Annotated in this window: 20 protein-coding genes and 2 pseudogenes; 12 read left to right on the forward strand and 10 right to left on the reverse strand. The window is 54.7% G+C overall.

The window, feature by feature from the left end; all coding sequences use genetic code 11:
- The first annotated feature begins 267 nt into the window (after window positions 1-267).
- Together LT948_RS23620 and LT948_RS23625 are read left to right on the forward strand one after the other, a co-directional pair.
- Complete coding sequence (locus tag LT948_RS23620) at window positions 268-1,287, forward strand: tyrosine-type recombinase/integrase (protein ID WP_033179070.1); 1,020 nt, start codon at window positions 268-270, stop codon at window positions 1,285-1,287.
- The gene (locus LT948_RS23625) at window positions 1,284-3,446 is read left to right on the forward strand and encodes a tyrosine-type recombinase/integrase (RefSeq protein ID WP_033179071.1); all 2,163 of its coding nucleotides are present in this window, start codon (window positions 1,284-1,286) and stop codon (window positions 3,444-3,446) included. Before LT948_RS23620 ends, LT948_RS23625 begins: the two co-directional genes overlap by 4 nt.
- A 436-nt stretch (window positions 3,447-3,882) precedes the next feature.
- Here the strand turns inward: LT948_RS23625 and LT948_RS23630 are convergent, their stop codons facing one another.
- From LT948_RS23630 to LT948_RS23640, 3 genes are all read right to left on the reverse strand, one after another.
- Window positions 3,883-5,307, reverse strand: a complete 1,425-nt coding sequence (locus tag LT948_RS23630) for a hypothetical protein (RefSeq protein WP_033179073.1) — start codon at window positions 5,305-5,307, stop codon at window positions 3,883-3,885.
- Entirely contained in the window at window positions 5,307-10,349 is a 5,043-nt protein-coding gene (locus LT948_RS23635) for an AAA domain-containing protein (RefSeq protein WP_033179076.1), read from the reverse strand. The genes LT948_RS23630 and LT948_RS23635 overlap by 1 nt, the downstream gene beginning before the upstream one ends.
- A 182-nt stretch (window positions 10,350-10,531) precedes the next feature.
- A protein-coding gene (locus LT948_RS23640) for an IS3 family transposase (RefSeq protein ID WP_088326376.1) occupies window positions 10,532-11,685 on the reverse strand; the annotation gives its coding sequence in 2 pieces (ribosomal slippage) (window positions 10,532-11,448 and window positions 11,448-11,685; 1,155 coding nt in all).
- Window positions 11,686-11,880: 195 nt separating this feature from the next.
- Here LT948_RS23640 and LT948_RS23645 point away from each other — a divergent pair.
- Together LT948_RS23645 and LT948_RS23650 are read left to right on the forward strand one after the other, a co-directional pair.
- On the forward strand, window positions 11,881-12,999 hold the full coding sequence (locus LT948_RS23645; protein WP_232197122.1) for a DUF4113 domain-containing protein: 1,119 nt from the start codon (window positions 11,881-11,883) through the stop codon (window positions 12,997-12,999).
- A 118-nt stretch (window positions 13,000-13,117) separates the two neighbouring features.
- Window positions 13,118-15,505, forward strand: coding sequence for a DUF4238 domain-containing protein (locus LT948_RS23650; protein WP_071535112.1), 2,388 nt, complete (start codon window positions 13,118-13,120; stop codon window positions 15,503-15,505).
- 328 nt (window positions 15,506-15,833) lie between these two features.
- Here the strand turns inward: LT948_RS23650 and LT948_RS23655 are convergent, their stop codons facing one another.
- Window positions 15,834-16,916, reverse strand: a complete 1,083-nt coding sequence (locus LT948_RS23655; RefSeq protein ID WP_073657999.1) for a protein kinase domain-containing protein — start codon at window positions 16,914-16,916, stop codon at window positions 15,834-15,836.
- 29 nt (window positions 16,917-16,945) lie between these two features.
- Here LT948_RS23655 and LT948_RS23660 point away from each other — a divergent pair, with 29 nt between their 5' ends.
- Entirely contained in the window at window positions 16,946-17,389 is a 444-nt protein-coding gene (locus LT948_RS23660; protein WP_124182320.1) for a hypothetical protein, read from the forward strand.
- Window positions 17,390-17,481: 92 nt separating this feature from the next.
- Window positions 17,482-17,598, forward strand: a pseudogene (locus LT948_RS33380) (HNH endonuclease); the annotation flags it as partial.
- A 91-nt stretch (window positions 17,599-17,689) separates the two neighbouring features.
- Here the strand turns inward: LT948_RS33380 and LT948_RS23665 are convergent.
- The 3 genes from LT948_RS23665 to LT948_RS23675 form a co-directional block, all read right to left on the reverse strand.
- Window positions 17,690-18,370 carry a hypothetical protein gene (locus LT948_RS23665; RefSeq protein WP_033995714.1) on the reverse strand — a complete coding sequence of 227 codons (681 nt, stop codon included), beginning with the start codon at window positions 18,368-18,370 and terminating at the stop codon, window positions 17,690-17,692.
- Between the two features lie 277 nt (window positions 18,371-18,647).
- Window positions 18,648-19,046 (reverse strand): DUF6957 family protein, encoded by a 399-nt coding sequence (locus LT948_RS23670; protein ID WP_232197123.1) that lies wholly within the window; start codon window positions 19,044-19,046, stop codon window positions 18,648-18,650.
- A 2-nt stretch (window positions 19,047-19,048) separates the two neighbouring features.
- Window positions 19,049-19,486: a hypothetical protein gene (locus LT948_RS23675; RefSeq protein WP_124182836.1), complete on the reverse strand. Its 438-nt coding sequence runs from the start codon at window positions 19,484-19,486 to the stop codon at window positions 19,049-19,051.
- Window positions 19,487-19,585: 99 nt separating this feature from the next.
- On the opposite strand from LT948_RS23675, the gene LT948_RS23680 reads away from it, so the two are divergent.
- On the forward strand, window positions 19,586-19,879 hold the full coding sequence (locus LT948_RS23680) for a helix-turn-helix domain-containing protein (RefSeq protein ID WP_033995718.1): 294 nt from the start codon (window positions 19,586-19,588) through the stop codon (window positions 19,877-19,879).
- A 337-nt stretch (window positions 19,880-20,216) separates the two neighbouring features.
- On the opposite strand, the pseudogene LT948_RS23685 reads toward LT948_RS23680, so the two are convergent.
- Window positions 20,217-20,597 (reverse strand): annotated as a pseudogene (locus LT948_RS23685) (DEAD/DEAH box helicase); the annotation flags it as partial.
- 141 nt (window positions 20,598-20,738) lie between these two features.
- On the opposite strand from LT948_RS23685, the gene LT948_RS23690 reads away from it, so the two are divergent.
- Window positions 20,739-21,155: a hypothetical protein gene (locus LT948_RS23690; RefSeq protein WP_003093116.1), complete on the forward strand. Its 417-nt coding sequence runs from the start codon at window positions 20,739-20,741 to the stop codon at window positions 21,153-21,155.
- Window positions 21,156-21,243: 88 nt separating this feature from the next.
- Window positions 21,244-22,140, forward strand: coding sequence for a CDF family cation-efflux transporter FieF (fieF, locus tag LT948_RS23695; RefSeq protein ID WP_003093118.1), 897 nt, complete (start codon window positions 21,244-21,246; stop codon window positions 22,138-22,140).
- Here fieF and LT948_RS23700 read toward each other — a convergent pair.
- Entirely contained in the window at window positions 22,133-22,816 is a 684-nt protein-coding gene (locus LT948_RS23700) for a DUF6515 family protein (protein ID WP_023980206.1), read from the reverse strand. The two genes, fieF and LT948_RS23700, sit on opposite strands and share 8 nt — an antisense overlap.
- 477 nt (window positions 22,817-23,293) lie before the next feature.
- Between LT948_RS23700 and LT948_RS23705 the strand changes: the two genes are divergently transcribed.
- From LT948_RS23705 to LT948_RS23715, 3 genes are all read left to right on the forward strand, one after another.
- Complete coding sequence (locus tag LT948_RS23705; RefSeq protein ID WP_003106063.1) at window positions 23,294-23,773, forward strand: Lrp/AsnC family transcriptional regulator; 480 nt, start codon at window positions 23,294-23,296, stop codon at window positions 23,771-23,773.
- A gap of 201 nt (window positions 23,774-23,974) precedes the next feature.
- Window positions 23,975-24,184, forward strand: coding sequence for a DUF2788 domain-containing protein (locus tag LT948_RS23710; protein WP_003093125.1), 210 nt, complete (start codon window positions 23,975-23,977; stop codon window positions 24,182-24,184).
- A 100-nt stretch (window positions 24,185-24,284) separates the two neighbouring features.
- Window positions 24,285-24,677: a globin gene (locus LT948_RS23715; protein ID WP_003093127.1), complete on the forward strand. Its 393-nt coding sequence runs from the start codon at window positions 24,285-24,287 to the stop codon at window positions 24,675-24,677.
- Between the two features lie 33 nt (window positions 24,678-24,710).
- Here the strand turns inward: LT948_RS23715 and LT948_RS23720 are convergent, their stop codons facing one another.
- Window positions 24,711-25,280 carry a pseudouridine synthase gene (locus LT948_RS23720; protein ID WP_003114324.1) on the reverse strand — a complete coding sequence of 190 codons (570 nt, stop codon included), beginning with the start codon at window positions 25,278-25,280 and terminating at the stop codon, window positions 24,711-24,713.
- Between the last annotated feature and the right edge of the window lie 131 nt (window positions 25,281-25,411).

The following is a 25,411-nucleotide window of genomic DNA, read 5'->3' on the forward strand; positions in this document are numbered from 1 at the left end:
AAAATTGTTAGCGTAACAATATCGTTAAATATCAATATGTTATGCACTACTAACTGTTAGCGTCATTCAGATACAACGATGGCTGCATCATCGCCCGCAGTAGTGAAGCCAAGCTACTAGGCATCGGCATGGGCGCTGCCTATTACAAGGTGCGCCATGAGTTACGCCGCCAGGGCGTGGTGGCACGCTCCAGCAACTACCCGCTGTATTAAGTTACGTGGAATGCTTTTGAGCTAGTCTGATTCCGTTGACGCTCAGGGGGCACCCATGACCACTACCCCACCGCACGAGCAAGTGTTGAGCCGCTATCCCAGTGTTCAAGCGTGGCTGGAGCTACTGGGTAATCTGGGGCGTGCGCCGGCCACGCTTGACGCCTATGGCCGTGGCCTTGCTCATTACTTACTGCATTGCGAAGGGAGTGGATTGCAACCCGAATCCGCGACATTCGAACAAGTCACGCTCTACATCCGCAAGCTGCTGCCTGGTGAAAAGAAAGCGGTAGAAAATTCAACCTTGCACCAACGGCTTACCGCCATCCGGTTGTGGTACGACCATCTAGTTTTTCAGGGTCTTTGCAAGCAAAACCCTGTCCCTCGTGGACAACATGGTCGGCTGCTCCAGGCGCCTGGACATGCAGGCTTTATCAGGGGCTTGGTCCCGAGGCTGATTAAGCTGCCAGACATTCTCAACGATGAGCAGTGGCGACACTTTCTCAGTATCGCGGCCAGGTCGTCCATCCGTGATCGGCTCATGCTGTCGTTGGCATACTTCGGGGCTCTTCGCCGTGCCGAGTTGGTGGCCTTGCGGATTGAAGATTTAGACGTTGCACATCGGCTCATCTCGGTGCGAGCGGAAACGACCAAGAGCAAACGCAGCCGCGTCGTGTGCTACAGCCCAGAAATTGCGCCCGTATTAATCGAGCATCTACATGTTCTTCGCCGCGCCGGTTGGTCACGAGGTTCGTTGTTTCGATCAGAATCGGATCGCAATCGTGGCTCGTCACTGAGCCGTTGGACGTGGAGCAAAACGGTTAAAGGGTGGGCCACGGAAGCTAATCTACCTCGCCTGAGCACCCACAGCTTTCGCCACCTTCGACTTACCCATCTGGCCCGCGCCGGCTGGAAGCTCCATGAATTGACCACCTATGCTGGCCATCGCGACCCCAAAACCACGTTAGTGTACTTGCATCTATCGGGCGCGGATCTAACAGCGAAGATGGCGCACTCCGTCGGCAGTCTCGATGCCCGGATGTTTTGTGAGCTCTTTGGAGCTGGAGCATCGCAATGAATGCTCCCTCCGTTCCCCTTTATGTTCCGTTTGACGCCGGCCAGTACGAACGTCCGAGCGATCTGTCGAGTCTGGAACTGACCATACTTTCGAATCGCCTTCTCCGATCAAACTGGCGCTATCTTCAATCAGAGCTACCTGGGCTCATGAGGCCGCTGGTTGACATAGCGGCTCACAGCGGCGTTTCTGAGCGATTGGCAATTTCTTCAGTGGCCGCCATTCTCTGGAATGTCACTAAGACTGGTAAACCCTACTGGTGTTGGTCTGAGCTGCAGTGGCTGACCTTGCTCAGTGGTCGAGCAGGCTCACGGCCCTACCTCGCATCCGTTGCCTACCACCTCGGCGGGTTTCAAGCCCCGCAGCGTATCGCCAAATTCCGGCAACCGGCGATATACGCCTCTTTCATCTTTGGCCACGAGATATTCAAGCGTGAGCACGCTCGCTTGAGCCGAGCGTTGAGATCGCTGGGCTACGCGGCGCGCCATCTTGAGCAGTTTCTTTCCGCTGTGCTGGGTACCTTAATGCTCGAAAACGGCGATCCGCGATTGGAGACGTTTACTGAGGAGCTGTTGCTGAAGGGCCAACAGCACCGAAGCGAAGGTATCGCGAGATCAGTCGGCAAGGTGTCGCACGGTTTGGCTGCCATGGGGATTTTGGCGAAACCCCTGCGCATGCGAGGCTATACCGGATGGCGGGAGAAAAGCATCGATGGTATCGATCCACACTGGGCGATGTGGTGCCGTCGCTGGCGAGACACCTCCACCTTACGTCCCCGTACACGTGAAAGTAATTACAGTTTTATCTTGAGGACCGGCATCTGGTTAGCACGAGAGCAACCAGGAATTACGACGCCCACCGATTGGGGCATGTCTACTTGCGCTGCGCTAATTGCCGCTGTTGACCGGATGAAGGTCGGTGAGTGGTCGCTGGAGTCCGCGAAAGGAACACAATTCAAAGGGCTTGGCCAGCCTATCGCTGCCAACTCAAAGCGCAGCTTTCTGCATGCCTTGCGCCGCTTTTTTACAGACTTTGAACTCTGGGGCTGGGGGCGTTTGAAGTTCAGCCCCCGACATCACCTGGCCACGCCACGGACCGTGGCGTTTAGCTCGGGTATCAACCCGCGAGTGATTGACGACTCGACTTGGCTCAAGCTGATTTGGGCGAGCCTTAACCTTGGGCGCGACGACCTTCTATCGGAGATCCACTATCCCCTGTCGATGGTCCAAGCCATCGCCGTGGTATGGACACATGTGGGTCTGCGCAGCAACGAAATTATGCGTTTGGAAAAAGCTTGTGCACATCCACAGACCCATGATGTCGTACACGAGGATGGAACCATCGTTCCCGCAGGAACCTTATGCTACCTCGATGTTCCCGCCAGTAAGACATTCAAGGCATTCGTCAAACCTGTAGCAGTCGTCGTGAAGGAGCGCATTGACGCCTGGTTGGATGAAAGGCCTGCCAACCAGGCTGCACTGCTCGATGAACGAACAGGGGAAAAAGTCAGCTACCTGTTCCAGTTTCGCGGCAAGCGCATAGGTTCCAGTGTCATCAATGACACCATCATTCCAATGCTATGCGCCAAGGCGGGTATGCCGCTGGAAGACAGTCGCGGGCGAATCACCAGTCACAGAGGACGAGCTTCCGCGGTGACGGCGCTTGCCAGCGTCCCTCAAGGCATGTCGCTGATCGAGTTGATGCAGTGGTCGGGGCATAGCTCCCCGAATTCGACGTTGCATTACATTAGAATTCGGCCGACCAAGCTGGCCGCGTCTTTTGTCAAAGCCGATCAAATGGCCCATATGGTCTCGGTCTTGATCGATCATGACGTCATTGCTCGCCATTCCGGAGAGCCCTACACCTTCTATGACTTGGGTGACTCATATTGTTCGAATCCGTTCTGGAGTAGTTGCCCACATCGCATGGCCTGTGCGGGGTGTGACTTCAACTTGCCGAAAGCCAGCGCAAGGGCGCAAGCATTGGAAAGCAGATTGTCTATCGGACGGTACTTGGAGGCCGTGCCTTTGACTCCCGATGAGCGAGCCATTGCCGAGGGCGACTTGGAAAAGCTGGATAGCCTGATTCACAAGCTAGATAACGTACCCACCCTGGACGGCAGGACACCAAGCGAAATTGGGCTTAAGAACCAGAATGGTTGAGGTGCGATTTACCCTTATGCGCAATTGCACATACTTGACCAATCATTGGCACCGGACCTGACTATCACACTGTGCGACCAAGACCGGCAGAGAAAAATCCAAAGCGGATCTTCTCTATAGGTCAGGTTCAAAGCCGATGTAGAGCTCCATGAGCTCAACGATGCCCAATCCTAAGTATTTGCATCCGCCGGTATGGGAGAGCAGTACAGCGGGGAGGCCCGAGAGAAGTGAGACGCGCGTGCAGACCCCCAGAAAATGGATCCGTCTCACCGTGACGACATGTTCATAGCGCTCATCCTGGCGGGTATGCAGGATGACGGAGCGAGTGGCCAGCTGGCTGAAACCTGGACAATCAATATTTGCTCCAATACCGACGAGGCCATGGTGACCGGACTCCATTACTAAGAAAAAGCCCCAGAATTTGGGGCTGTTTGGGCTATTGCTTTTTTGATTTTTCTATTGGCCCGAGAAATCTCGGAGTATTACCCGAAACATACTCTTCAAGCGTTGAATTTATAAGCCTCGCAAGCATGTCAACTCGATTTTCGTTCTCGGTGACGAAGCCAAACGGAATTGGTACCTGCGATATCTCCGGGATGACTAAATGGTAAAGAACAACTGCAAGCCTGCCCTCTAGAATGATGGCTTCAATAGGGGCTAATATTTCTGACTCAACGAAACCGCATAGTAATTTTTTCGCTTCTGAACAGTCCGACCTGGCCCTCTTGATTCCTTGCATATCACGATCGCCAGACAGCGGGATAAGAACTTTAACTTCAAATATATTTTCCCCTTTCCCTCTTTGCGCTTTCGCATCTGACAACTCATTGAAGGCGGAGCAGATCTCTCCATGCCGTGCTGACTTCCCCCAGAGCCCATGGGATGCTGGGGCGAGCCAAGTTAGCTTTAAAGGCTCTCCCTGGTGTGTCCGCTTGAGTTCTTTTCGATGTTTTCCCAGCAGGGAAAACACTTTATTCCAATTTTCTTGTAACTGAAGAGATCCGAAAATTCGCGTATCAGAATTAATTGCGGACGCTGCAGTTGCGTTGAATGCCTGTAGATCTAGCCCGCCTGATCTTAGAAAGTCATAACTGTCCGCATCACCAAGCATATCAACTAGCCGGAGCACCAACTCGAAATTTTCTGTTGCAGTTTGCCGGCTCAGTTGTTCTGTCCGTTGACGGAGATAGGCTTCGTTCTCCCTCAGCCCTTCTAATGCAATAAACCGAACCTGGCGGGCGTTCGCGTCGATTGCCGCTCGCTCAACCAAAATCTCCCACCCTTCCCGTACCTTCTGGGTTTCGGCAACTTTGTAAAGCTCTGGAGGAAGACGTTCTTGCTGCTGTCCACCAAGATGTCCCATGCGGTGAATGTCATATAGCTGCCCCATGAAAGCTTCTACTGCGGATCTGCAGGATTCGGTTAATGTCTCCGTAGCGGCCTGTAACTCTAATGTGCGTTTTGATTCAACTGATTTAAGGCTCCGGCCGAGATAGCTAAACGCTAGCAAATCGAAGGTGAAGGTTTGCTGGCGTTCTTCCTTCCGCTTTACTATTGGGGTTTCGTGGCCTTCGGAAAATAGTCGAAGCCCTATTTCTGTGAGCTCTGCTTTTCCATCAGGGCGGATGCGTATTTCACCGTTTTTAATAAACGGAATCATCGCGACGCTCAGCTCTTTGGCCGAGAATCCGAAGTATTTCGCAATTTCGGCGGGCATGAGGGCTGAAATTTTTAGTAGCCTGAGCAGAAACTCTGGCACGACTGGAAGCCCGCCTTTGTCAACAAGCGTGTACTCAATGCGAAACTGTTGCGCTGGTACCGCAACATCGAGCTCAAAGAGGACAATTGGAGTAGTTTCCATCAGACAATCCTCTTCGAGGGTGTAGCAGGCACAATTTGATAGTTCCTATCATCCTGTCTGGCCCCAATGTAGCCTGCCACCTTGCCAAGTGGGAGTTTTGCGTTCCGGCCGCTCCACATTTTCATACTCCCAACAATAATAAGGCGCTCCATAGCGCGTGAAATCGCTACGTTGATACGGTTCGGAATTGATAGGAAACCTGGGTGCTGGTCAGACTTGGCTCGTGTTAAAGACACGATAATGATGTGGTTCTCTTTACCTTGGTAACTGTCCACTGTTTCTATTTTGACAAGTCTGCGGAAGTCCTCAGACCATGATTTCTCTGCGAATCTTTTGCGGACCAGCTTGCGTTGCTCACGGTACATGCAGATGACGCCAATAGGAGGTTCTTGGGACTCTGCCATTTCTCTAACCATTCCCGCGCAGAAGTCTTCATCAGCTTCGATCTCCTGCAAAAGCTGGATGATTGCGTCGGCCTCAGCGCCGTTTGAGATGCTTTGACCACCGCTATCAAAGGCCTTACTGCCAAGCGTTCCGGTGTCCAGCCAAGTGACAATGTGAGACAGGCAGCTTGGGGTCTTTTGGGCGAAGTATTCAGGGCTCGGCCGCTCACCGTTCTTGAGTTCGTTGTCGTAGAAGATTTCGCTGACAAGGTCACCGATCGGCGGAAGCATGCGGTATTGCGTTTTGAGGGTTGCTCGTGCTGCACGACCGTAAGGGGATTCGAACACTCTCTCAAAATCGCTTCGCATGACTCGCTGGAATTCAGCTGAGTTCGCAGGAATGCCAAGAGATTGAGCAATAGCTTTCTTGTGCTCATCCTCATACGTCGGCCGCAGCTGTGAATGGTCACCGACCAGGAGGATTCGGGACCCGACTTGCATGGCGATTGCTAGCTCGCTGGGCGAGGATCGTGCACCTTCATCGATGATCACCCAGTCAAAGTGGGTTGCAGCAAGATTCAGGTGCTGCAGGCCAATCCCTACGCAGGTTCCACATACGAGACTACGGGATCTCATTAAAAACTCGTCGTAGTTAGCGCGATTGCTCGACAAGCGCTCACTGAAATCCTGCGAGAGTTGGATCAGATCCTGACAGTGCTTGAACTCCGGCGGTCGGACCCCATGGTCCGACTGAATGCGTGCATAGACTCGCTCAAGGATCGTTTGCGGAGGAACTTCGCTCAAATCGGAATCGCCAAGGTAAGCCTTAGCGGAAAGACTTACATCGTTCTGCACAGCTTTTCGGAGAGCTTCCAGGGCGGCTCGATCCTCGTCGTCCGTGGCTCGCATGATGTCTTTCTCGAGGCTCTCCAGGGACTTTATCTGGCGAGTGATCCGTTGGTTGACGTCCACCATGGTCTGGGCAAACTCCGTACCCAATCCGAGTGACGACGCCAAGGCACCTACCCTTTCCTTGAGTTCGGCACTGAAGCTATTCCTCTGGCGGTCAACGATGTTTCGGGAGTAGGCATCGAGGAGCTCCTCGGAGACCACCTGGCCCCGGTTGCTGAAGCGAACTACATCGAGAGCAGTACCCAAGCGACGACAGTGTGCTCTGATCCGCTCAGCGGCAGTGTTTACCGCCTCATGCGACTGGCTCACCAGAAGGATGTTTCTCACTCCGACCTTATCGATCAGGTAGTGCGCAAACGCGGCGATGAACTCAGTTTTCCCTGTACCTGGAGGGCCCTGGAGCAAGCCTACAGGTCCAGTAGTAACCAGATTCGTGAAGGCTTCCTTTTGTGCGCCATTCAAGCCAATGACAGTGCCGTCAGACGTGATCCGCTCATAAACTGCGAAGTCTTCTTCTGTTGGGGCATCTGAGTACTGTTTGGGGACTAGCTTGCACTTTTCGTCGAAGTAGTCCAATAGATCTGGCTGGACAGATTGTCGGTTGATGATCCGATCCATTGCACTTTTGCGGCGGGCCATAGACGTTTTGTTCTGCTGACTCTGAAGATACAGCACCGAGTCAGCTTTTACGCGTCGTGACTTGCTCGAGGCCGGGATGTAGACCGCATCGCGGAGGCTTTTGGCCAAGTCGATTTCGCCAACATCGATGTCCTTCTCCCCATCCCTTAGGATCAGACGAATGCTGTCGTCAGCCTCGAAGCCTTCAAGCGCCTTCGACTCCATCATGTAAGGAATGAGAAGTCCCAGATTGTCTCGATGGAACCGCGGCTCTGCTGCAACCCTGAACGACGGTTGCGCCTCAAGCTCCGTTGATGTGATGGTTTTCCAAATCTGTCCTACCGGGAAGCTTTGGACAGGAACGCCTTCAAGTTTGGGGTCATCGACAGCTAGTCCATTCTCGGCGTCTTCGCCGGTGATCGATTCCTCCGCGGCATCGCTTTCCGCTAATGCGGCTTGCTTTCGGACTTCTGCTTCAAGGATTTTTGCAGCTAACGCTATAAACCCTTCGTCCTGTCCGAGGTATCTCGACAGGGCCGCGAGGTTGCCGGTGCTTCCTAGGGACGCCAGATTGCTCGCCCCCCCAGACGACACGGTGAAGCGCACGTTCAGATGGTGGTTGGCATTTCGGACAAAGAATAGGCTGACTCTCTGCTCCTGATGCGGTCTGAAAGCTCTTGTGAATACCTTTGTTTCTGGGTCGAAGCACGCCAAGAACTGACCACCAATTCCGGCGAAAAGGACTTCGAGCGCTTTGGTTGGGGTATTCGGGTCAGGTCGGACAACGACGTAAATTTTTTCGTTGTCTGGAAGGATGTCGAAGGTGGCACTGCCTCTGATGGGTACATTGATCGTTTCGATGGTCGGCTTGGACTGGAAAGCAACTTCCAGAGCATCGTTGAACCGTTCGAGGGAGAGGTAACCTGAACCGCTCCTCTTCTCTAGGTCGATAGCGTCCCTAAGGGCTTGGTTGTCTCCTTCACGGGAGGTGTCCCAGTCCATCCCAAGCAGTTCGAGGACCATCCGCATAACTGCGAAATTGTCCCTTTCAGCTGGAGTGCTGTCTTCAACTATAGGGCTGTACCTGTTGTTATAGGGGCGTTCACCAGTCGGCGAGAAATCAGGGTAGTCCAGCAGGTGAAGATGAGTTGACTCGTAGTCACTACCCAAAGTGACCATAATGTTTTCGGGGTGCAAATCCCCGTGACTGAGTTGCTGCTCATGGAGACCCTCAACCGCCTCAATTAATCGACGTGAGACGATTAGGGCTTGGGGGACGGGGAGATCGTGCAAGTCGCTCCAGTGGACACCCTCTACATGCTCTTGGGCCAAGAAAGGGTTGCCGCTGCGATCGTATCCGAAGTGCTCAAGTTTCGGCATGAAATGAAAGCTACTGACCTTCAAGCGCTCAAGTGTCTCGAAGAAAGACATCAGCATGGGGCCCTGCCTATCTTGCGGCTCACGTGCATTGATCGATGGCCAAGACTTCACCATCCATGGACCCGATCGGTACAGAAGCTTCTCTGCCGAGTCCACCAGGGGCTCTTCGTCTTCTCGGTACGCCGAGGCTAACCGCACATCTGTAGCAAAACGATCGAGCTGTCGCTTATCAAACTCGAAGCTTGCCGAGTTGTCTGGAGTGGCTTCGCTCAATGCCTGCAGGAATGCGATTGCGTTTTCAAAGCGATCTGCCGGGTTACGCTGTATGGCTTTCCGAATCACCTCCGAGAACCACTCCGTGGCGCCCTCTGTCTCGCGCAGTACGCCTTGTATGTAGGTTTCATCGAGCTTGAGTGGAAGGGGCTTAGCTTGGATCAAATGGCAGCACAGTATCCCGAGTGCGAACACATCTCGTTTGAATGGCGTCGTGTCCAGATTTGCGTTGCCCTGGTCCTCGGGCAGTGAAATGGCGCCGATGCTCAGTAGGCTACGCAGGTCGCCTACTGTACCAATAGGTTGGTGGTAGGCACTGATGAAATTGGAAAGTGCAATGCCGGAGGCTGGCGAGAACCAAACGCTATGATCGCCGACATCTCTATGCGCGACGCTATGGCCGTGCAGGCCTGCAAATTGGGCCAGTAGAATCTTGAGGAGCTGGAGGCGCTCCCCACCGCTCATTCGCACCACGAACCTGTTTATGAATTCGTTGAGACGGAAATGCCCATCCGGCATCTCAAACAATTCGGAATGCTGCTCGGTGATGGAGTCGGGGCTGACATTTCCTTTAAATCTGGCGCAGCGATTCACCAAGTCCTGGTCGAGGCGCTTAAGATAGACAAGGATCTCCCGCTCTCGCGAGAGGATCTTGAACCTTCCCTCCTTGGTCCTGGCAGAAGTGCTATCGAGCTTTGAAAAGTCCCATAGCCGAAGCATCGCGTGGTCATCCTTATTATGGATGTTCACGGCGTCGAACTCGCTGTAGACCTTGGTCGGGTGGGTGAATACCGCCGGTGCTATTGCACGGTAGTCGTCGACCACGAGCTCCTTCGGCTTGACGAATCCCTCATTTAGCAGTCTGTCGAAGTCGCCAAAATGGTCATTCAAGTGGACATTGTGGGCTTTGGGATACCGTTGCCTGAACTGCTTCTCGTCGGCGAGACCGAGGAAGTCTTCGAGTTGCATGACGTACGGTATTTCTGCGTCTGGTAGATCCAGGGTGCACTTGCCACTGAGAACAACGCAGAACTCGAACCACGGTTCTTTTCCTTTTGGCAAGCTGGCCTTGATGCTTTGCATTCTCTTCTTGAGCTCGTACATCTTCCTCCGAGTTCTTTCGACCGGAGAGGCATCCCGCTCTTTACCGTCCTGATACCACTTGCTGCCGTTCGAAGTGATCTTGCCATTCCAGTGCTTTAGCTCGACCACCAGCACCATGCTGTGAGTGATAATGACGAGATCGAACTCCCCATCAGAGCCACGAGAATTGGCAAAGCGAAAGCCCGCATACCCCTTCCAAGGCCATACTCCGTCGGGCTTTTTCAGCTGTTTGAGCACCGCGAAAGAATTCCCTTTAGCGGTGGGAGTACCTGGCTGCGCCACCTCCTCGTTGGGTGCGAAGGCCTTCGCCATCCTTTCGATCGCCTCCACCTCAAACGAGTGAAGCCCCCCCTCCCAGTAACGTACTTCCATGCAGCCCTCCACCGAGCTCAAATTCCGTGGAACCAGAGGCTACACAGTAAATGGTATGGAGGAGGCTGTGAACTAGTACGACTAGCCTTGTGCCATCTATGAGTCCCGTCCCGTATCGACCACTTTCCGCCCGGCAAAAAAGGCCCGCTTTGAGGCGTATGTAGGATCGGGAGGTCTGGGTTCTACCCCATTTCCATGGACAGTTTGAAAAGGGCTGAAAACTTCAGATCTTGCCGGGCGACTCTACGACGCATTCGTGGGTTGTGAAACCGCTCGATGTAGTCGAATAAATCCGCCCGTGCTTCATCACGAGTGCGATACGACTGATGGGCAACGCGCTCCCGTTTGAGCTGACCGAAGAAGCCTTCACAGGCAGCGTTGTCGCCACAATGTCCGACGGCACTCATGCTGCAGACCAGCGTGTTGAGATTCAGAAAGCGCTGGTAGTCCGCACTGGTGAATTGGCTGCCGCGATCCGAATGCAGGATCACTGACCAGTCACCCTGGCGCTGCCAGATCGCCATTTCCACCGCTCGAATCACCATCTGCCGATCCTGACGGTGATGCATCGACCAACCGATCACCAGCTTGCTGTACAAGTCGAGCACCACGCATAGGAAGAGCTTGCCTTCTAGTGTGACTATTTCCGTGATGTCCGTGACCCACTTGCGCTCCGGTTCCTGCGCGGTGAAATCGCGCTCCAGCAGATTTTTCACGCCTGCTGGACGGCCGCTGGCGACTCTTCCAAAGCCACGCCTCTTCCGGCGTGGCCAGCCTTGAATTCGCTCAGTTGCCATCAGGCGAGCAACGCGGTTCAGGCTGACAGTTTCGCCCTCCTCGAGCAGATCCTCGTGCATACGTGGCGCTCCGATCACACCACGGCTGTCCTCGTGAATCTCCCGAATGCGCCTTATCAGGCGTGCATTCTCTTGAGCACGTGGGCTTGGATCACGATCCTGCCAGGCGTAATAGCCACTGGCAGAAACCCTCAAGCAACGGCACATCAGTCGTACCGGGTACTCGTTGCGGCAGCGCTGGATCACCGTGTACCGCTCGATGACTCCTTGGCAAAGTACGCTGCCGCGTCTCTTAAAAAAACACGTTCCTTGGTCACTCGGGCTAACTCACGCTTGAGTCTGGCCAGCTCCTCATCTCGCGGGCTACCTGTTCCGGGAAATGCCTTTTCTGTGCCTGGCCGTGCCTCTCGAACCCAGCGTGTGAGCAGGTTCGGAGCCACACCAATCTCCAGAGCCACTTGTCGACAGCTCGCCCCTGAACGACGAACCAACTCGATAGCTTCCCGTTTGAATTCCGGACTGTATTTCTTGCGCTTCATGAACACTCCTTCAGCTCGGTGTGAGCTTACTTGAAAATGTCCGTGTTAACGGGGTAGAACCCTCTGGTGGCATTCGCCTGTGGGCTCTATCTGGCGCTACTTCCTTGACCTATTTGGTGCAAGCCCAAGGAACGCTTCTGGCCGCTCTCTGTCCGTCATGGTTACGAAGCGTACGGGATCTCGGTGCGGCCTGAAATGATTGGCAGCGCCATGGTCATACAAGCAATGCTTCTTTGGCCATCAGCAGACCAAAGTCGGCTGCGACTTGATTTTCTATTCCACATAAATGCAGACATCAGCAATCGAGTGATGCACTTGATGGCTGAGATGCTGCCAAGCATTGAGGTGTATTCCATCGATGAAGCCTGGGGCGACATGACTGGTGTGGTAGATCCTGAAGGCCTGGGTCGAAGCATTCGCGAGCGCCTGGCGCGCGAGATCGGTATGCCTGTTGGCGTTGGCATCAGCACAACCAAGACCTTGGCAAAGCTTGCGAACTGGGCAGCGAAAAAGTGGAAGGGTACTGGTGGTGTGCTCGACCTGACCGACCCCATTCGCCAGGATAAGCTTCTTCGCCTAGCGCCGGTGTCGGAGGTATGGGGTGTGGGCCATCTCTCAGCGTCCAAGCTCGCAGCCCTCAATATCTCCACCGCCTGGGATCTGGCCCAGTTCGAAATCGGCACTCTGCGAAAGACGTTCGGTGTGACCATGGAGCGCACAGCGAGAGAGCTGCGCGGTATCAGTTGCATTGGTTTCAACGAAGGCCCGCCCCCTAAAGAGGCGATCAGTTCAAGCAGAATGTTTGGGGTGCGCCAGACAGAGCTACCACCGATTCGTGAAGCACTGGCTACGTATGTGAGCCGCGCTGCGGAGAAATTGCGTGCTCAGGGCTCGCTATGCAGCACGATTCAGGTAGGCCTTCAGACTCAGTTAGCGGATGTCGACGGGCCGCGTTACGCCAACGCAGTGACGCTGGCCTTGCCTGCACCTACCGATGACACGAGAGAGATTTTGGCGCTCGCTCAGAGAGGCCTAGGTCAGATCTACCGCCCTGGATATCCCTTCTCTAAGTGTTCCATCTTGCTGATGGATTTGAGTCAGCGGGGCGAATTGACGCTAGACCTTTTTGCGCCCAAACCCCGCCGTGGCGCCGAGCAGCTGATGGCCGTAGTCGACCAGATCAATCAACGCGAGGGACGGGGCACAGTGCGCATTGGTCGGGTGCCGGCGAAACCCGCTTGGACGATGCGAAGGGAGATGCTGAGTCAGAGGTATACGACGAGGTGGGATGAAGTGATTGGCGTACGGGGGTAGGTTGCGTAACGTTAGGATTGAAAACTTTCGTCTTCAGTCCTACAAAGTGCTGATTCAAACAGTGACTACGATCTTACCGATCTGCAATAGAGCTATATAAATATTGGCGGCCAAAGAAATGAGCAAGACTAGGGATAATCATTTTGTAGCTCAGTGGCATCAGAAAGGATTCATCCATGAGCGGGACGGCCAACTCTGCTATCTAACGCGCCGAGATATAAACCTAAAGAACGGTGAAACCAAGACCATTTACTCCAAGAGATGGCATGCGCCGGCTCAACAGTTCTATAAGATAGATCTATATTCGACATTCTTGGGTGAAGAACTTAATGATGATATTGAGCAAAAACTTTTTGGCCCGATAGACGATAACGGATCAAAAGCCGTGCGAGCATTTCTAACCGATGACCAATCGCAATGGCATCAAAACTTTCAAAAGTTATTTGTATATATTGACGCCCAAAAACTAAGAACCCCCAAAGGCTTAGCTTGGATTGAGAGCAAGTACCCAAAACTAAGCCAGCCGCAATTGATGATGGAAATGCAATCGCTGCGCACATTAAATTGCGTTTTGTGGGCTGAAGGCGTAAGAGAATTGGTCTCCGCTGAAGACTCCGAAGTAAAATTTATAATTTCCGACCATCCTGTCACCATTTACAATTACGCGTGCCCTCCTGGAACAGAACTGTGCGAATTCCCTAATGACCCTGATATTTCATTAAAGGGCTCGCAGACATTATTTCCGCTAGACAAAAATCGTTGCTTGATTCTAACCAATCTTGAATATGCCCAAGACCCTGACAATGTAAACCCACTTGAGCAAAGAACCAATTCCGTCCGTGTTCGCAATAGCATGGTTAATACTATTGAGTTTATTAACTCACGCAGGCTTACAGCGGAAGAGGTTGCAAAAGTCAATTACGTCATTAAAAGCAGAGCCCAATCATCAGTAGCTGCCGGTAAAGAGGAATGGCTTTACCCTGAAATCAACTTGAACTGTAGTTGGGCCGATATACGAAAACTTCTCCTGCCACCAGTCGATGGACTTTATAGGTTTGGCGGGGAAATGTTTGCAAAGTTCGATGATGGCTCTGTTCACTATCAAGATGCATTTGGTCGAACAACGCCTCAAAGCGAATTCCTAAACAAGAACATAGATGAAGCCAAAATTGGTCGAAACAATTTTTGCGGTTGCGGCAGTGGCAAAAAATATAAGAATTGTTGTCGAGACATTCCCAATGGGCTTAGAACCACTTGGAAAGTGGCAAGTATACGAGAGCGAAATCTAGCGTTCTGCAACTGCATTCGCGATGTTCTTGGTCTCGACAGCGGTAAAACTTGGATGGATGTTAGGCGCGAACTGTCCGAAGACCAGGTATCAAGAATTTATGGTTTTTATTCTATTTTATGGCCTCGTGATACCGATATTTATGCGTTGCTGCCTAAGCCCGATGGAAGTTTTCGAGGGCTTTACACAGGAATATTAGATGTTCGGGTTATTAGTGAGAATGCCTTGCCCATGGCGGCTATTTTCGACGAATTTCTAATAGAAACTCCAATAGTCAATCCAAATAATGTTAAGCCAGAATTCAGCCCGATTAAATCACCAATAAAGTACAAATATCAAGCGTTAAAAGATTTTCTCTTTATGCTTGAGATGGAGCCATTTATTGGGCGCGGCCTAGTAAACCTTATCCCAGATCCAACAGAGTTCGACCTCGCCCTAATGAAGGGTATGATGGAAATGGCTGAAGATCGATCCCAGTATCGCACTAAAGAAATGTTCTGTGAGAAAGACCTAGAATTGCACTACAGGTTGGCCAATGAGGACTTGCTGAACGCTATGGCAATGATGCCTAGTACTGCAAAAAAACAAGCATTAATACATCAGTTTGGGTTGAGTGAGGAAAAGGCAGCGGAGGCAGTCGCCGAATTAGAACGGCATGCCGAGGCGTCTCCACTAACTATGCTGCAAAACATGCCCATTGGTGAAGGAGGTCAGTTCTTCCAATTCAGAATGGGGCCAAATTATGAGATGGCACTTTTCTTGGCACAAGTCACAGGATCGGCACTGGTTACCGATAGCGGTTGTAGATGGCGAGAATTGATTCCATCACAGCATCGAACTCAGGGAATTGTCAATTATCCATGGGGTTATGCCTTGGAGCAAATAACGTCCATCCCAATGGATTATAGATTTATGGAAACACTTCAGAGGTCTCCGGGTCAATTTGCCGCGTTAAGAGAGATCATGAAATCGGCAGATCGTATGGTTTTAGATAATGACCGAGATGCTGACAAGTTAAAGCATCTAACTGATCAGGTAACGCGCTTTATTAGTCAAATTGGGAAAACCATAGATCCCAAGTCGACCAACCCAATAACAATATTAAGCCCTGAAGGCGGGTTCTATGACTCCAACGTCCAAAGATTATTAGCCCTATCTGGCTGCCAACATTATGAAAATGAAGTTAGGTCGATCTATGGGGTTTCGCTTGAAAATTAAAATCGAGACTAAAGAAATAAGTTTGCTTTTTGCGCAACCATAATCGTCTAGTCAAAACTAAGTTCTCTTGGTTTAGCCGGTGCTCCATGGCTGGCTTGGCCGGTTCGAGCCGGATGCCACTGGCTCGAACCGGCCAAAAGCAGTCCTTCGCCCACGGTATTACCAGCCACTATCGACGTTTGGTTCAGACGAAAGTAAATTCGCCCCACTTTACCTATCAATGCTTGTGGAGATTGGTTTATTTCCGAACTAAGAGTCTGCGCTATAAATTTGGAAAAAACGATTTCCCTAACAATGAGCTGAGCCTGATGTATTTTTAGCTCAAGCATCAATAAATGGAATCAAGCGGGTCGCTATCGAAATGCTTCCATTGAATTTCTTTAAATCCTAAAGGGTCTCTCAGGAAGCGCGCAACCATACCAACATCGTCAGGCTCAAAATCTTCAACAAGAATAAACCACAACACCATTCTGGCAGTTTGTATAAACATTCTTTCGCGGGGATCTTTTGCGAGGAGGTGATATAGCAATCCCTGAAGTATGAGTTTTTTTGCTCCGGCATACTCCCCAATTCTCTGCACCTTTGATTCAATATCCATCTCAATGTGCCTCATCGACTCTGCAAATTGACCGATATTATCAAAGGAGAAGAGGTCTTCGCCGGATATGAGCTTGTATAAAAGAAGGCCCATTGCCCATGAGTCATACTTGTTGTACTCTGATCCGGCTCTATTCCAGTCCATAAAGGTTTCTGGCGGAAGATTGTAGAAGGAGGTTGTTATTTCGCGCCCCATCCCATTGTCAATTATTTTAATGTCGTCATCCTCTTCTGCGTAGTGCGCTTCAAGTTTTGAATGTGACTGCCCCCAGTCAAGGATGATGACTTTATAATTTGGAACCCTTGTATATAGATCAATATCTCCATCTAGAATTTTAATGTTGCCTGGGTGAAGGTCGCGATGAGTAACAAAATAGCCGAAATGCTCGGCAGCACCAAAAATGCGATAGGCAATTTTTAGACGTTCCGTCAAGCCGGCCTTGCAGAAACTTGTATCTATCCAGTCAGAAAGTAAAGTGCCTTCAACTTTTTCAGTTACTAAGAACAATACCCTTCCTTGAAAAAGACTGCCATGGCTTATATACTTCGGCGTCTTCTTGATTAGTTTATTGAATCCCTCTTGACCTTTAAGGAATTCAGCTTCATTGCGAAATCTTGCTGATTCAAGTTCGGATCTTGGGAAAATTAGCAGCTTGACAAAGATGCTTTTATTGGTTTGTTCGTCGACTCCAAAAAAGCTAGTCGAACTTTTTCCCCCTGGAACCTCTTCAAGCAATCGGAAGCGGTTGTTTATGATGCGAAGACCTGTAACATCAAGAAAATCCAGTGTTTCGATAGTTGTTTCTTTTCCCATAAAAATTTTGCCCACCAATAGGGATTACAATGCCTGTTTTATATCGTGGCTTTTCTACAGTTCTTGATGCGCCGAGTCAGAAAAATATATTTTACCACAGGGGGCGCACCCCAGTGGATACCGATATAAAGATTCACGAAGCAGCTGACCGATGGTTCTTTGGTAAATTTGGAATATACGCCAGAAGCAGCTCTTTAATTTGCTCCACAGATTATTCTCAGGCAAATTCTTTCGGAAGGATAACATATAGAGTGGTGCCGCCTGTTTCTTCGCCAATAATCTATAGTGATTCAGTGCGAGATTTTTTAGAACACAAAGTCGAATTGGATTCATTTAATGAAGAAAGCATCACGCACTGGCTGGAAAGCAAGAACTTCAAGATGGTTCATGATGCTTCTGATATAGATAGTAATTTTCTTGGTGAGGTTATGGTATTTTGCGAAAGTTATCAGGTTTTTTGCTTACATAGGTAAGTTGAATGACTTTTTTGTTTGACTCACTGCCCGCTTCTGGCCGGTTCCCGCCTGATGCAACTGTCAAATACCGGTAACACGAGACCAGCCGTACCGACAATGGACGGCTACTACGCGCTGACATTCACACCTTGTTCGACAAGGGCCTGATCTGGGTCGACGAACACTCCCTGATCCAGATATCAGACCGACTACACGACAGTGAATAGGCCGGCCTTTCTGGCAAGCCGCTGCGTATGCCAGTCGATACACAGAGCAGACCGCACCCGGAACACCTCTCCGCTCATCGCAGAGTGGTACTCAGAATGTAGTTGGCTTCTTGCCCTGAACACTTTGAACGCTCTTGAGTTCATGGAGACCGTGCAGGTGCTCGCACGTCAGGTAACCGGCCAGCTTCGAGATACTGACGAAGTACTCACCGCGCTCTCCATTGACGACCAGAATGACTCTCCTGACGCTGACGAAATCGCCATCAACTCGCATTGAGTAGTCATCGATCTGAAGCTTCTCACCCGGTTGAATGACTGCGCCGGCAGCTATGCCGTCAGCAAAGGCGCTGCTTGCCGTTCGATACTCGTCGACGCCATCATCCGCACTGGCGAACGCATAGCAAGCGCGCCGGACGTAGGTGCATGGCTCGTGTGTGCGATTGACAAGCCAAATGGGCTGGATGTCAGAGCACCAATAGAAGTAGGGAATAGCTAAATACAGCCCAGGAGCCGCCTCGCGCTCGAAAGCTTCTAGGTTCGCGTGAGCTAGCACGTCAGCGATGTCCCTACGGCGCTGAGAGAGTGTTTCGAAAATATCTGAATCTTCGACTGGGCGGCAGCCGTTAAAGGCATTGAACGCATCACAGGCAGTATCCAGACGCGCGTACCTTGCGATCAGCGCAGCATGCTCCTCCGCAACACTCTGGTGGCATCTCTGCGCGAGCCGGGATGTCAGTTTCATCACTTCGTCGCGAATCGACTGTCGCATCATGGCCTCAGCTGCTTTTTGTGCTCAATAACCAGCTCGTGCTCTTGCCTCAAGTACATTAAAGCACTGAGGAAGCAGCCCTGGCATAGAGGAGCAAAGTAGAGGTCACTTCCTCCATTGTCGTTCGGGTGGTATCCATGCAAGGCGCCACAACGCCCCTCAAGGCATGGATCGCCACATACAAAACAGTGGATGGGTTCGGCTGTTTTCTTCTGATTAACCATCCTGATCACCTCGCATTTGGACGTTGGCTGTAGACGGCAGGAGGCCCTGCTTGTGGTCAAAAAAAGCTGGTTAACGTTTCCAGGGTGGCTCGCTTGCGCACCCCATCGCCCATTAAAAGATATGCGGAATTGAGCGTGGCAAAGATGAAGCCTTCTTCCCATTTATACAGTGGGCTCGTGCGCACGAAGTCTCCAACGTCGAAGCGTCGCGAGCTGTCGTAGATGACCGTGTGCGCAAAGATCAGCGAGGGCTGACGCTGGTTTCTGGCGAAAGCAGCGCTTTGCTCGGGGGTTAGGTCGAGATCGATCCAGATCCAATCTCGTACTAGGCAGTATTCGAAGTATGGAAAGTGCTTGCGCATGATCCGGACGGCTTCATCCTGAGGCATTTCAACACCAGCCATCGGGGTGCCTGCGCCGTAGAGAAGATCGGCAGATTGTTGGAGGGTGGCCATAATCAGTCGGCGTAATAGCGCTTGGGCGGTCGTTCACTGGAGTAAATCCTCACGCTCCAATCGAGATTTTCATGGTTCGACAGCAGGTGTGCCGGGCCGCCGAACCTGAACACGCCGTATTTGGTTTTGAGCCGATAGAACACTTCCTTCTTCTTGGTCTTTCCTTCAATCAGCTCATAGACCTCCGCCACGCCCACCCCTAAGTTATCGGGGAAGTCAGAAGCGAAGACCACCTGGAATGAACGCACGAAGAGGCCTTCTCCGGGAGAGATAAGTGTCTGCTTTACGAGTTCGATGTCATTCGATGAGATAGCACGGACAACGGCCTGGTCGGCTGAGCTTGCGAGAGTGAGGAGCATCCATGGCTCCCGCCCTTCTAATGAAAGGTTCCACGTGCCCGGAGCAGTGGAGCCAAATGCAAAGTCTGTCTTGCCTTTCATTGCAGCATCTCGCCTCAATCGAAAATGAACAGTATACGGTGTAGCCGTATACAGTTCAAAAGCAGATAAAGCCCAATTTCCACTATTCAAAATTGGGTTATGAATCTTAAAGAGGGGCTCGGCGCAGCTCTCCGAGCCATGCGCAAGCAAAAAGGTCTGAGCCAGGAAGATTTCTCTGAGGTCAGCGGCAGGACTTACATGAGTACGCTGGAGCGGGGTATGTATAGCCCGACCGTCGACAAGATCGATGAACTGGCTTCAGTGATGGGGGTGCATCCGGTGACTCTTCTGGTGGCGGGCTACCTGAAAGCAGAGCCAGGGGTGAGTTCAGAAGAGCTGTTGTCGCGGGTGCATACAGAGCTGACAGAGGCAGGGCTGGCTGGATCGAGGTAAGGCTTGCTCCTTGATCACCAAATTCTTGATCAGATGTCCGGGCCTCCTGGAAGGGGGTGCCTAAGCTGACCTATGAGATGGGCAACAAACTGCCTCGTTCGCCCCTTGAGCCTGCCAAATCAGCTCGATCATCTACAACCTCCCCTCCTAATCTTGGTGTGAGCCCGACTTGACCATGATGATCAAAGTGAGCAGTAGGATGCACTGAGCTATCAGGGAAAGCTTGGCTTTGAGCTAAACATTGGCGTTGGTCAAACATGAGAAACAGTGCTTAGGGAGATAGAGAGCCCCTTATTTTTGACAAGAATCAGTGGTATTTCTGTGCAAATGGCAAAACGTGGAATTCGTCGAAGATCACCAGGCCGACACCGTCCAGCGCCGGGTCGTCTTGCAGGCGACGGGCAAGGATACCCTCGGTGACCACTTCGATGCGGGTCTTCGGGCCGACCCTGCTCTCCAGGCGGATCCGGTAGCCGACGGTCTCGCCGACCTTTTCGCCCAGCTCGGCGGCCAGCCGCTCGGCCGCGGCCCGCGCCGCCAGGCGTCGCGGTTCGAGCATGAGGATGCGTTGGCCGGCGAGCCAGGGCTCGTCGAGCAGGGCCAGCGGCACCCGGGTGGTCTTGCCGGCACCCGGCGGGGCTTCCAGGACGGCCTGGTGTTGTGCGCCAAGGGCCTGGCGCAGGGCGGGAACAACGGCGTCGATGGGTAGGGAAATCATGCTGGCTCCGGACTGACCGAGGAAGTATACCGGCGAACCGGCAGGCGCTTTCGACGGTCTTATCGTCATCGTCGCGGCAGAAGATTGCCGAACGCTGGTCGATTGCTATAGTTCGCCGTCATGTTCACCCGGAGGTCATACATGCGCCTTGCCACCCGCGTTTCCTGTGCCGTTCTCAGTGCAGCCCTGCTGAGCCAGTTGTCGGCCTGCGGTACGCTGTTCTACCCCGAGCGACGCGGCCAGATCGACGGTCGCATCGATCCGGCCATCGTCGCCTTCGACGCCATCGGCCTGCTGTTCTATATCATCCCCGGCCTGATCGCCTTCGGCGTCGACTTCGCCACCGGCGCCATCTACCTGCCCGACGCCAAGTACTCGGTCGCCCCGGAAGTGCTCAAGGATGCCGTCGGCGCGGACGGCAAGGTCGACAACCGCAAGCTCAAGGCCATCCTCGAACGCGAGATCGGCCGTGAACTGCCGCTCGACGACCCGCGCCTCATCCGCCACAGCGGCAGCGTCGAGCAACTGGCGGCCTATGGCCTGAAGCCGGCCGCCTGATCCGCCCTCCGAGCGCGACCGTGCGTCAGTGCCCGGTCGCCGCCCGGTTGGTTTACAGTGGCGCCGTCCCTTCTGCCAGAAGCGCCCCATGAGTCCCGATTCCCCCCACGCCCGCCTGCTGCGCCTGGCCACCCTGGCCTCGCTCGGTGTCGCCGTCACCCTGGTCATCGGCAAGGCCATTGCCTGGTGGCTGAGCGGTTCGGTGAGCCTGCTCGCCGGCCTCACCGACTCCCTGCTGGACAGTGCCGCCTCGCTGCTCAACCTGCTGGCGGTGCACTATTCGCTACGCCCGGCCGACGACGACCACCGCTACGGCCACGGCAAGGCCGAGGCCCTGGCCGGCCTGGCCCAGGCCATGTTCATCGGTGCCAGCGCGGTGCTGGTGGCTATCCAGGCGGTCGAGCAATTGCGCGACCCGCAGCCCCTCGGCGCGGCCACCTGGGGCATCGCGGTGATGCTGCTGTCGCTGCTGCTCACGGCCCTTCTCCTGGCCTTCCAGACCCACGTCATCCGCCGCACCGGTTCCACCGCGATACGCGCCGACTCGCTGCACTACCGCTCGGACCTGCTGCTCAACGCCAGCATCCTCGTGGCACTGCTCCTGGCCCGCTACGGCTGGCCACAGAGCGACGGCCTGTTCGGCCTGGGCATCGCCTTGTACATCCTCTGGAGCGCCCTGCAGATCGCTCGCGAGTCGGTGTCGATCCTGATGGACCGGGAACTGCCTACCGACATCAGCGAGCGCATGCGCGAACTCGCCTGCAGCGTGCCGGGAGTGCTCGGCGCGCACGACGTGCGCACGCGGATTTCCGGCAACCACTGGTTCGTCCAGTTGCACCTCGAACTGCCCGGCGAGCTGAGCCTGTCGGTGGCCCACGCCCTGACCGACCGCGCAGTGCTGGCGATCAAGCGCGAATACCCGAAGGCCGAAGTGCTGATCCATGCCGACCCGCAGGAAGTGGTCGGCAAGGAAACCGTCAGTTGACGCTGTAGCCGCGCCCGCTCAGGCAGGCGGCCATGGCCCGGCGGTAGTCGTTGGCGACCTCGGCGGCCGGCGCGTAGGTCGCCCCCGCCGGGTCGAAGCCGCTCTCGCCCACCGCCCAGCGGTGGCACTCGTAGCGGTCGCGGCCCTGCTGGTCGGGCCCCTGGCCGCGCGCGGGGTAGGCCACCACGTCGTAGCTGGCGGCCGGCCCGCTGACCGGATAAACGGGTCCCGCTGCCCGCGGCGGCGGGCTGACCACTTCGTACTCGCGGGTGTCGGCATGCCACAGGTAGTAAGTGCCGGCGGCAAGGAAGTACAGCACGCTGCCCAGCCAGACCTGCTCCGCATAGGGCGGCAGGCTGCGGACGCGCACCCCGCGGGGCGGCACGACCAGCACATAGCGCGGGCCGTCGGGTCGGTACCAGTAGCCGTCGTGGAAGAAATACTCGCCGCCGCGATAGGGCACCCGCAGGTGTCCGCGCGGCAAGGCCTCCACCACCCGGCCCGGACGCCAGTCGGGATGCGGTCCCCAACTGCCGCCATGCGCTTCGCCGCGGCCAGGTCCCGGTTGTCCGTGGGCAACACCGCGCTCGCCGCCGGGTCCGCCGCGTCCCCCTCGGCCGTCGTCGGCCTGCACCTGGACGCACAGGCTCAGCGAGAGAGCGCCCACCCCGAGCATTCGCCACCATCCACCGTTCATCGTCTGCCTCGCCCCGGGCCTGGTCGCCCGGCCACGTTCGAATGATCCCGGGAACGACTTTCCGCCGTTTTCCGCCAAGGGTGGGTAAACGCCGGGTAAAGAATGGGTAAAAGCGCGGCACGGGCCGGATCGCGGGCAAAGAAAAAGGGAGGCCCGTCGACCTCCCTTCTGGGGTAACTGTCCTGGCTCGGCGCTGTTGGCGACGGCTCACCTCACTCCACCTTCTGGGCGGTGTGCAACCCGGAGGCCGGCGCAACCCTGTAAGGTCGGCGGCCACGGCTGGCCTGATTGGGCGAGCCGTGATGGACGAGATGTCCGGGCCGTGAATCTGGGTAAAAGAATACGTCGCCAGGCGCGACCAATGATTGCTAATATTGCTCACCAGAACCTTGATTGCGCAATAAATCACTCAAATTCACCTTGCCAATGGCAATCAACCTGAAAGAAATCCTCGCCATGAACAAACTCGATCGCTACGACCTGCGTATCCTCGAAGAACTCCAGCGCGACGCACGCATCTCCAACCAGGAACTGGCAGAACGGATAGGCCTGTCGCCATCGCCCTGTTCGCGACGGGTCAAGCAGCTCGAGGACGACGGCTACATCGTCCGCCAGGTAGCCTTGCTGGACCGCAAGAAACTCGGCCTGAGCCTCACCGCCTTCGTCCTCATAGGCATGGACCGACACACCCCGGAACGCTTCGAACATTTCCAGGAAGTCATCGGCAAATGCCCGGAAGTGCTGGAGTGCAGCCTGGTCACCGGGATGGACGCGGACTACCAGTTGAAGGTCGTGGTGCCGGACATGGACCATTACCAGAAGCTCCTGCTGGGTACCCTGACGCGCATCGAAGGGGTCTCCAGCGTGCGCTCCAGCTTCGTCCTCAACCAGGTGCTGGCGAGTACCGAACTGCCGCTGGAGCACCTGCGCGATTGATCGTAGCGAGACCTGGGACATGACACGGAACAGGCGGCATGCCGTATAATCGGCAGCCTGTTTCAGTTGTCATGCCCGCGTGGCCCCCGCATATAAAGAGCAGCCTGCTCGTAGAACGATAAACGCCTTGCCCGCCCCCCATGGCACGCTCCGTCCGACCGCGAGCCGGACTTCGTTTGCTTGAAAATCCGGAGGTTGCCAATGGATCCCGAACTGTTCGAAGAGTGGATGATGACCGGTCTGGTGACCGTGCTTATCCTGTTCATGGCTTTCATCGTGTGGGACCTGGCGAAGAAGTCGAAAGCCGGCAAGTTCGGAACCCTGATCCTGTTCTTCGCCCTCGGCCTGGGCGTACTGGGCTTCATCATCAAGGGCCTGGTCATCGGCAGCCTCGAAGGCGCGGGCATGTAACCCCGGCGCCACGCGCGTCATCCAACCACTCGTAATCATCCGCCGGCCCCGGCCAACGGGGCCGGCTCGCCTTGCCATTGCCTAGAACAAGGGAGTCGCCATGAACGCCGCCGACCGCGTCATGCAGAGTTATGGACGCTGCTGTGCCAGCACCGGATTCTTCGATGATTTCTACCGGCATTTCCTTGCCAGTTCCCCGCAGATTCGCGCCAAGTTCGCCACCACCGACATGACTGCGCAGAAACACCTGCTGCGTGCCGGGATCATGAACCTGGTGATGTACGCCCGCGGCATGTCCGACAGCAAGCTGCGCGCCCTCGGTGCCAGCCATTCGCGCGCCGCGCTGGATATCCGCCCGGAACTCTACGACCTGTGGCTGGACGCCCTGCTGATGGCGGTCGCCGAGCACGACCGCGACTGCGACGCCGAGACCCGCGACGCCTGGCGCGACGTGATGGGTCGTGGCATCGCCGTGATCAAGTCGTACTACTGATCGTTCCGCGCCCGCTGGACGACGCCCCTCTCGTCAGTCCAGCCGCGCCGGCACTTCCCGCCATTCCCCGAGGCCCAGGCCGTCCAGGCTCCAGGGGCCGATCCGCACCCGCACCAGCCGCAGCGTCGGCAAGCCCACCGCCGCCGTCATCCGCCGTACCTGGCGATTGCGCCCCTCGCGAATCACCAGTTCCAGCCAGTGGGTCGGCACCGACTTGCGAAAACGCACCGGCGGCACCCGCTCCCACAACGTCGGCTCATCCAGCAGACGCGCCTCGGCGGGCAGCGTCGGGCCGTCGTTGAGCGTCACGCCCTCGCGCAGGCGCCGCAATTGCTCCTCGTCCGGCGTGCCTTCGACCTGCACCCAGTAGGTCTTCGGCAGCTTGTGCCGGGGGTCGGCGATGCGCGCCTGCAGGCGACCGTCGTTGGTCAGCAGCAACAGGCCCTCGCTGTCGCGGTCCAGGCGCCCGGCCGGATACACGCCCGGCACCGGGATGAAGTCCTTGAGGGTCGAGCGCCCTTGCTCGTCGTTGAACTGGGTCAGTACGTCGAACGGCTTGTTGAACAGCAGCAGCTTCGGCTCGCTCGGCGGCGCCTTGGCCACCCGGCGTGGCGCAGGGCGGACGGGATGACGCGGGGAAGGACGCGGGGGACGGGACATGACTGGAAACGAGTTGGCTTGATCGGGGTACCGGGCGGCATGCTAGGTTGTCCGAGAGCCTGACCGCAAGAGCA

Source organism: Pseudomonas sp. CP-1 (assembly GCF_021213715.1).
In the GTDB taxonomy this organism is placed as follows: Bacteria; Pseudomonadota; Gammaproteobacteria; order Pseudomonadales; family Pseudomonadaceae; genus Pseudomonas; species Pseudomonas aeruginosa.

Bases quoted from the DNA above. Each gene is read 5' to 3' on its own strand.
- LT948_RS23620 (WP_033179070.1), top strand. From the start codon at position 268: ATGACCACTACCCCACCGCACGAGCAAGTGTTGAGCCGCTATCCCAGT.
- LT948_RS23625 (WP_033179071.1), top strand. From the start codon at position 1,284: ATGAATGCTCCCTCCGTTCCCCTTTATGTTCCGTTTGACGCCGGCCAG.
- LT948_RS23630 (WP_033179073.1), bottom strand. From the start codon at position 5,307: ATGGAAACTACTCCAATTGTCCTCTTTGAGCTCGATGTTGCGGTACCA.
- LT948_RS23635 (WP_033179076.1), bottom strand. From the start codon at position 10,349: ATGGAAGTACGTTACTGGGAGGGGGGGCTTCACTCGTTTGAGGTGGAG.
- LT948_RS23645 (WP_232197122.1), top strand. From the start codon at position 11,881: ATGATTGGCAGCGCCATGGTCATACAAGCAATGCTTCTTTGGCCATCA.
- LT948_RS23650 (WP_071535112.1), top strand. From the start codon at position 13,118: ATGAGCAAGACTAGGGATAATCATTTTGTAGCTCAGTGGCATCAGAAA.
- LT948_RS23655 (WP_073657999.1), bottom strand. From the start codon at position 16,916: ATGGGAAAAGAAACAACTATCGAAACACTGGATTTTCTTGATGTTACA.
- LT948_RS23660 (WP_124182320.1), top strand. From the start codon at position 16,946: ATGCCTGTTTTATATCGTGGCTTTTCTACAGTTCTTGATGCGCCGAGT.
- LT948_RS23665 (WP_033995714.1), bottom strand. From the start codon at position 18,370: ATGATGCGACAGTCGATTCGCGACGAAGTGATGAAACTGACATCCCGG.
- LT948_RS23670 (WP_232197123.1), bottom strand. From the start codon at position 19,046: ATGGCCACCCTCCAACAATCTGCCGATCTTCTCTACGGCGCAGGCACC.
- LT948_RS23675 (WP_124182836.1), bottom strand. From the start codon at position 19,486: ATGAAAGGCAAGACAGACTTTGCATTTGGCTCCACTGCTCCGGGCACG.
- LT948_RS23680 (WP_033995718.1), top strand. From the start codon at position 19,586: ATGAATCTTAAAGAGGGGCTCGGCGCAGCTCTCCGAGCCATGCGCAAG.
- LT948_RS23690 (WP_003093116.1), top strand. From the start codon at position 20,739: ATGCGCCTTGCCACCCGCGTTTCCTGTGCCGTTCTCAGTGCAGCCCTG.
- fieF (WP_003093118.1), top strand. From the start codon at position 21,244: ATGAGTCCCGATTCCCCCCACGCCCGCCTGCTGCGCCTGGCCACCCTG.
- LT948_RS23700 (WP_023980206.1), bottom strand. From the start codon at position 22,816: ATGCTCGGGGTGGGCGCTCTCTCGCTGAGCCTGTGCGTCCAGGTGCAG.
- LT948_RS23705 (WP_003106063.1), top strand. From the start codon at position 23,294: ATGAACAAACTCGATCGCTACGACCTGCGTATCCTCGAAGAACTCCAG.
- LT948_RS23710 (WP_003093125.1), top strand. From the start codon at position 23,975: ATGGATCCCGAACTGTTCGAAGAGTGGATGATGACCGGTCTGGTGACC.
- LT948_RS23715 (WP_003093127.1), top strand. From the start codon at position 24,285: ATGAACGCCGCCGACCGCGTCATGCAGAGTTATGGACGCTGCTGTGCC.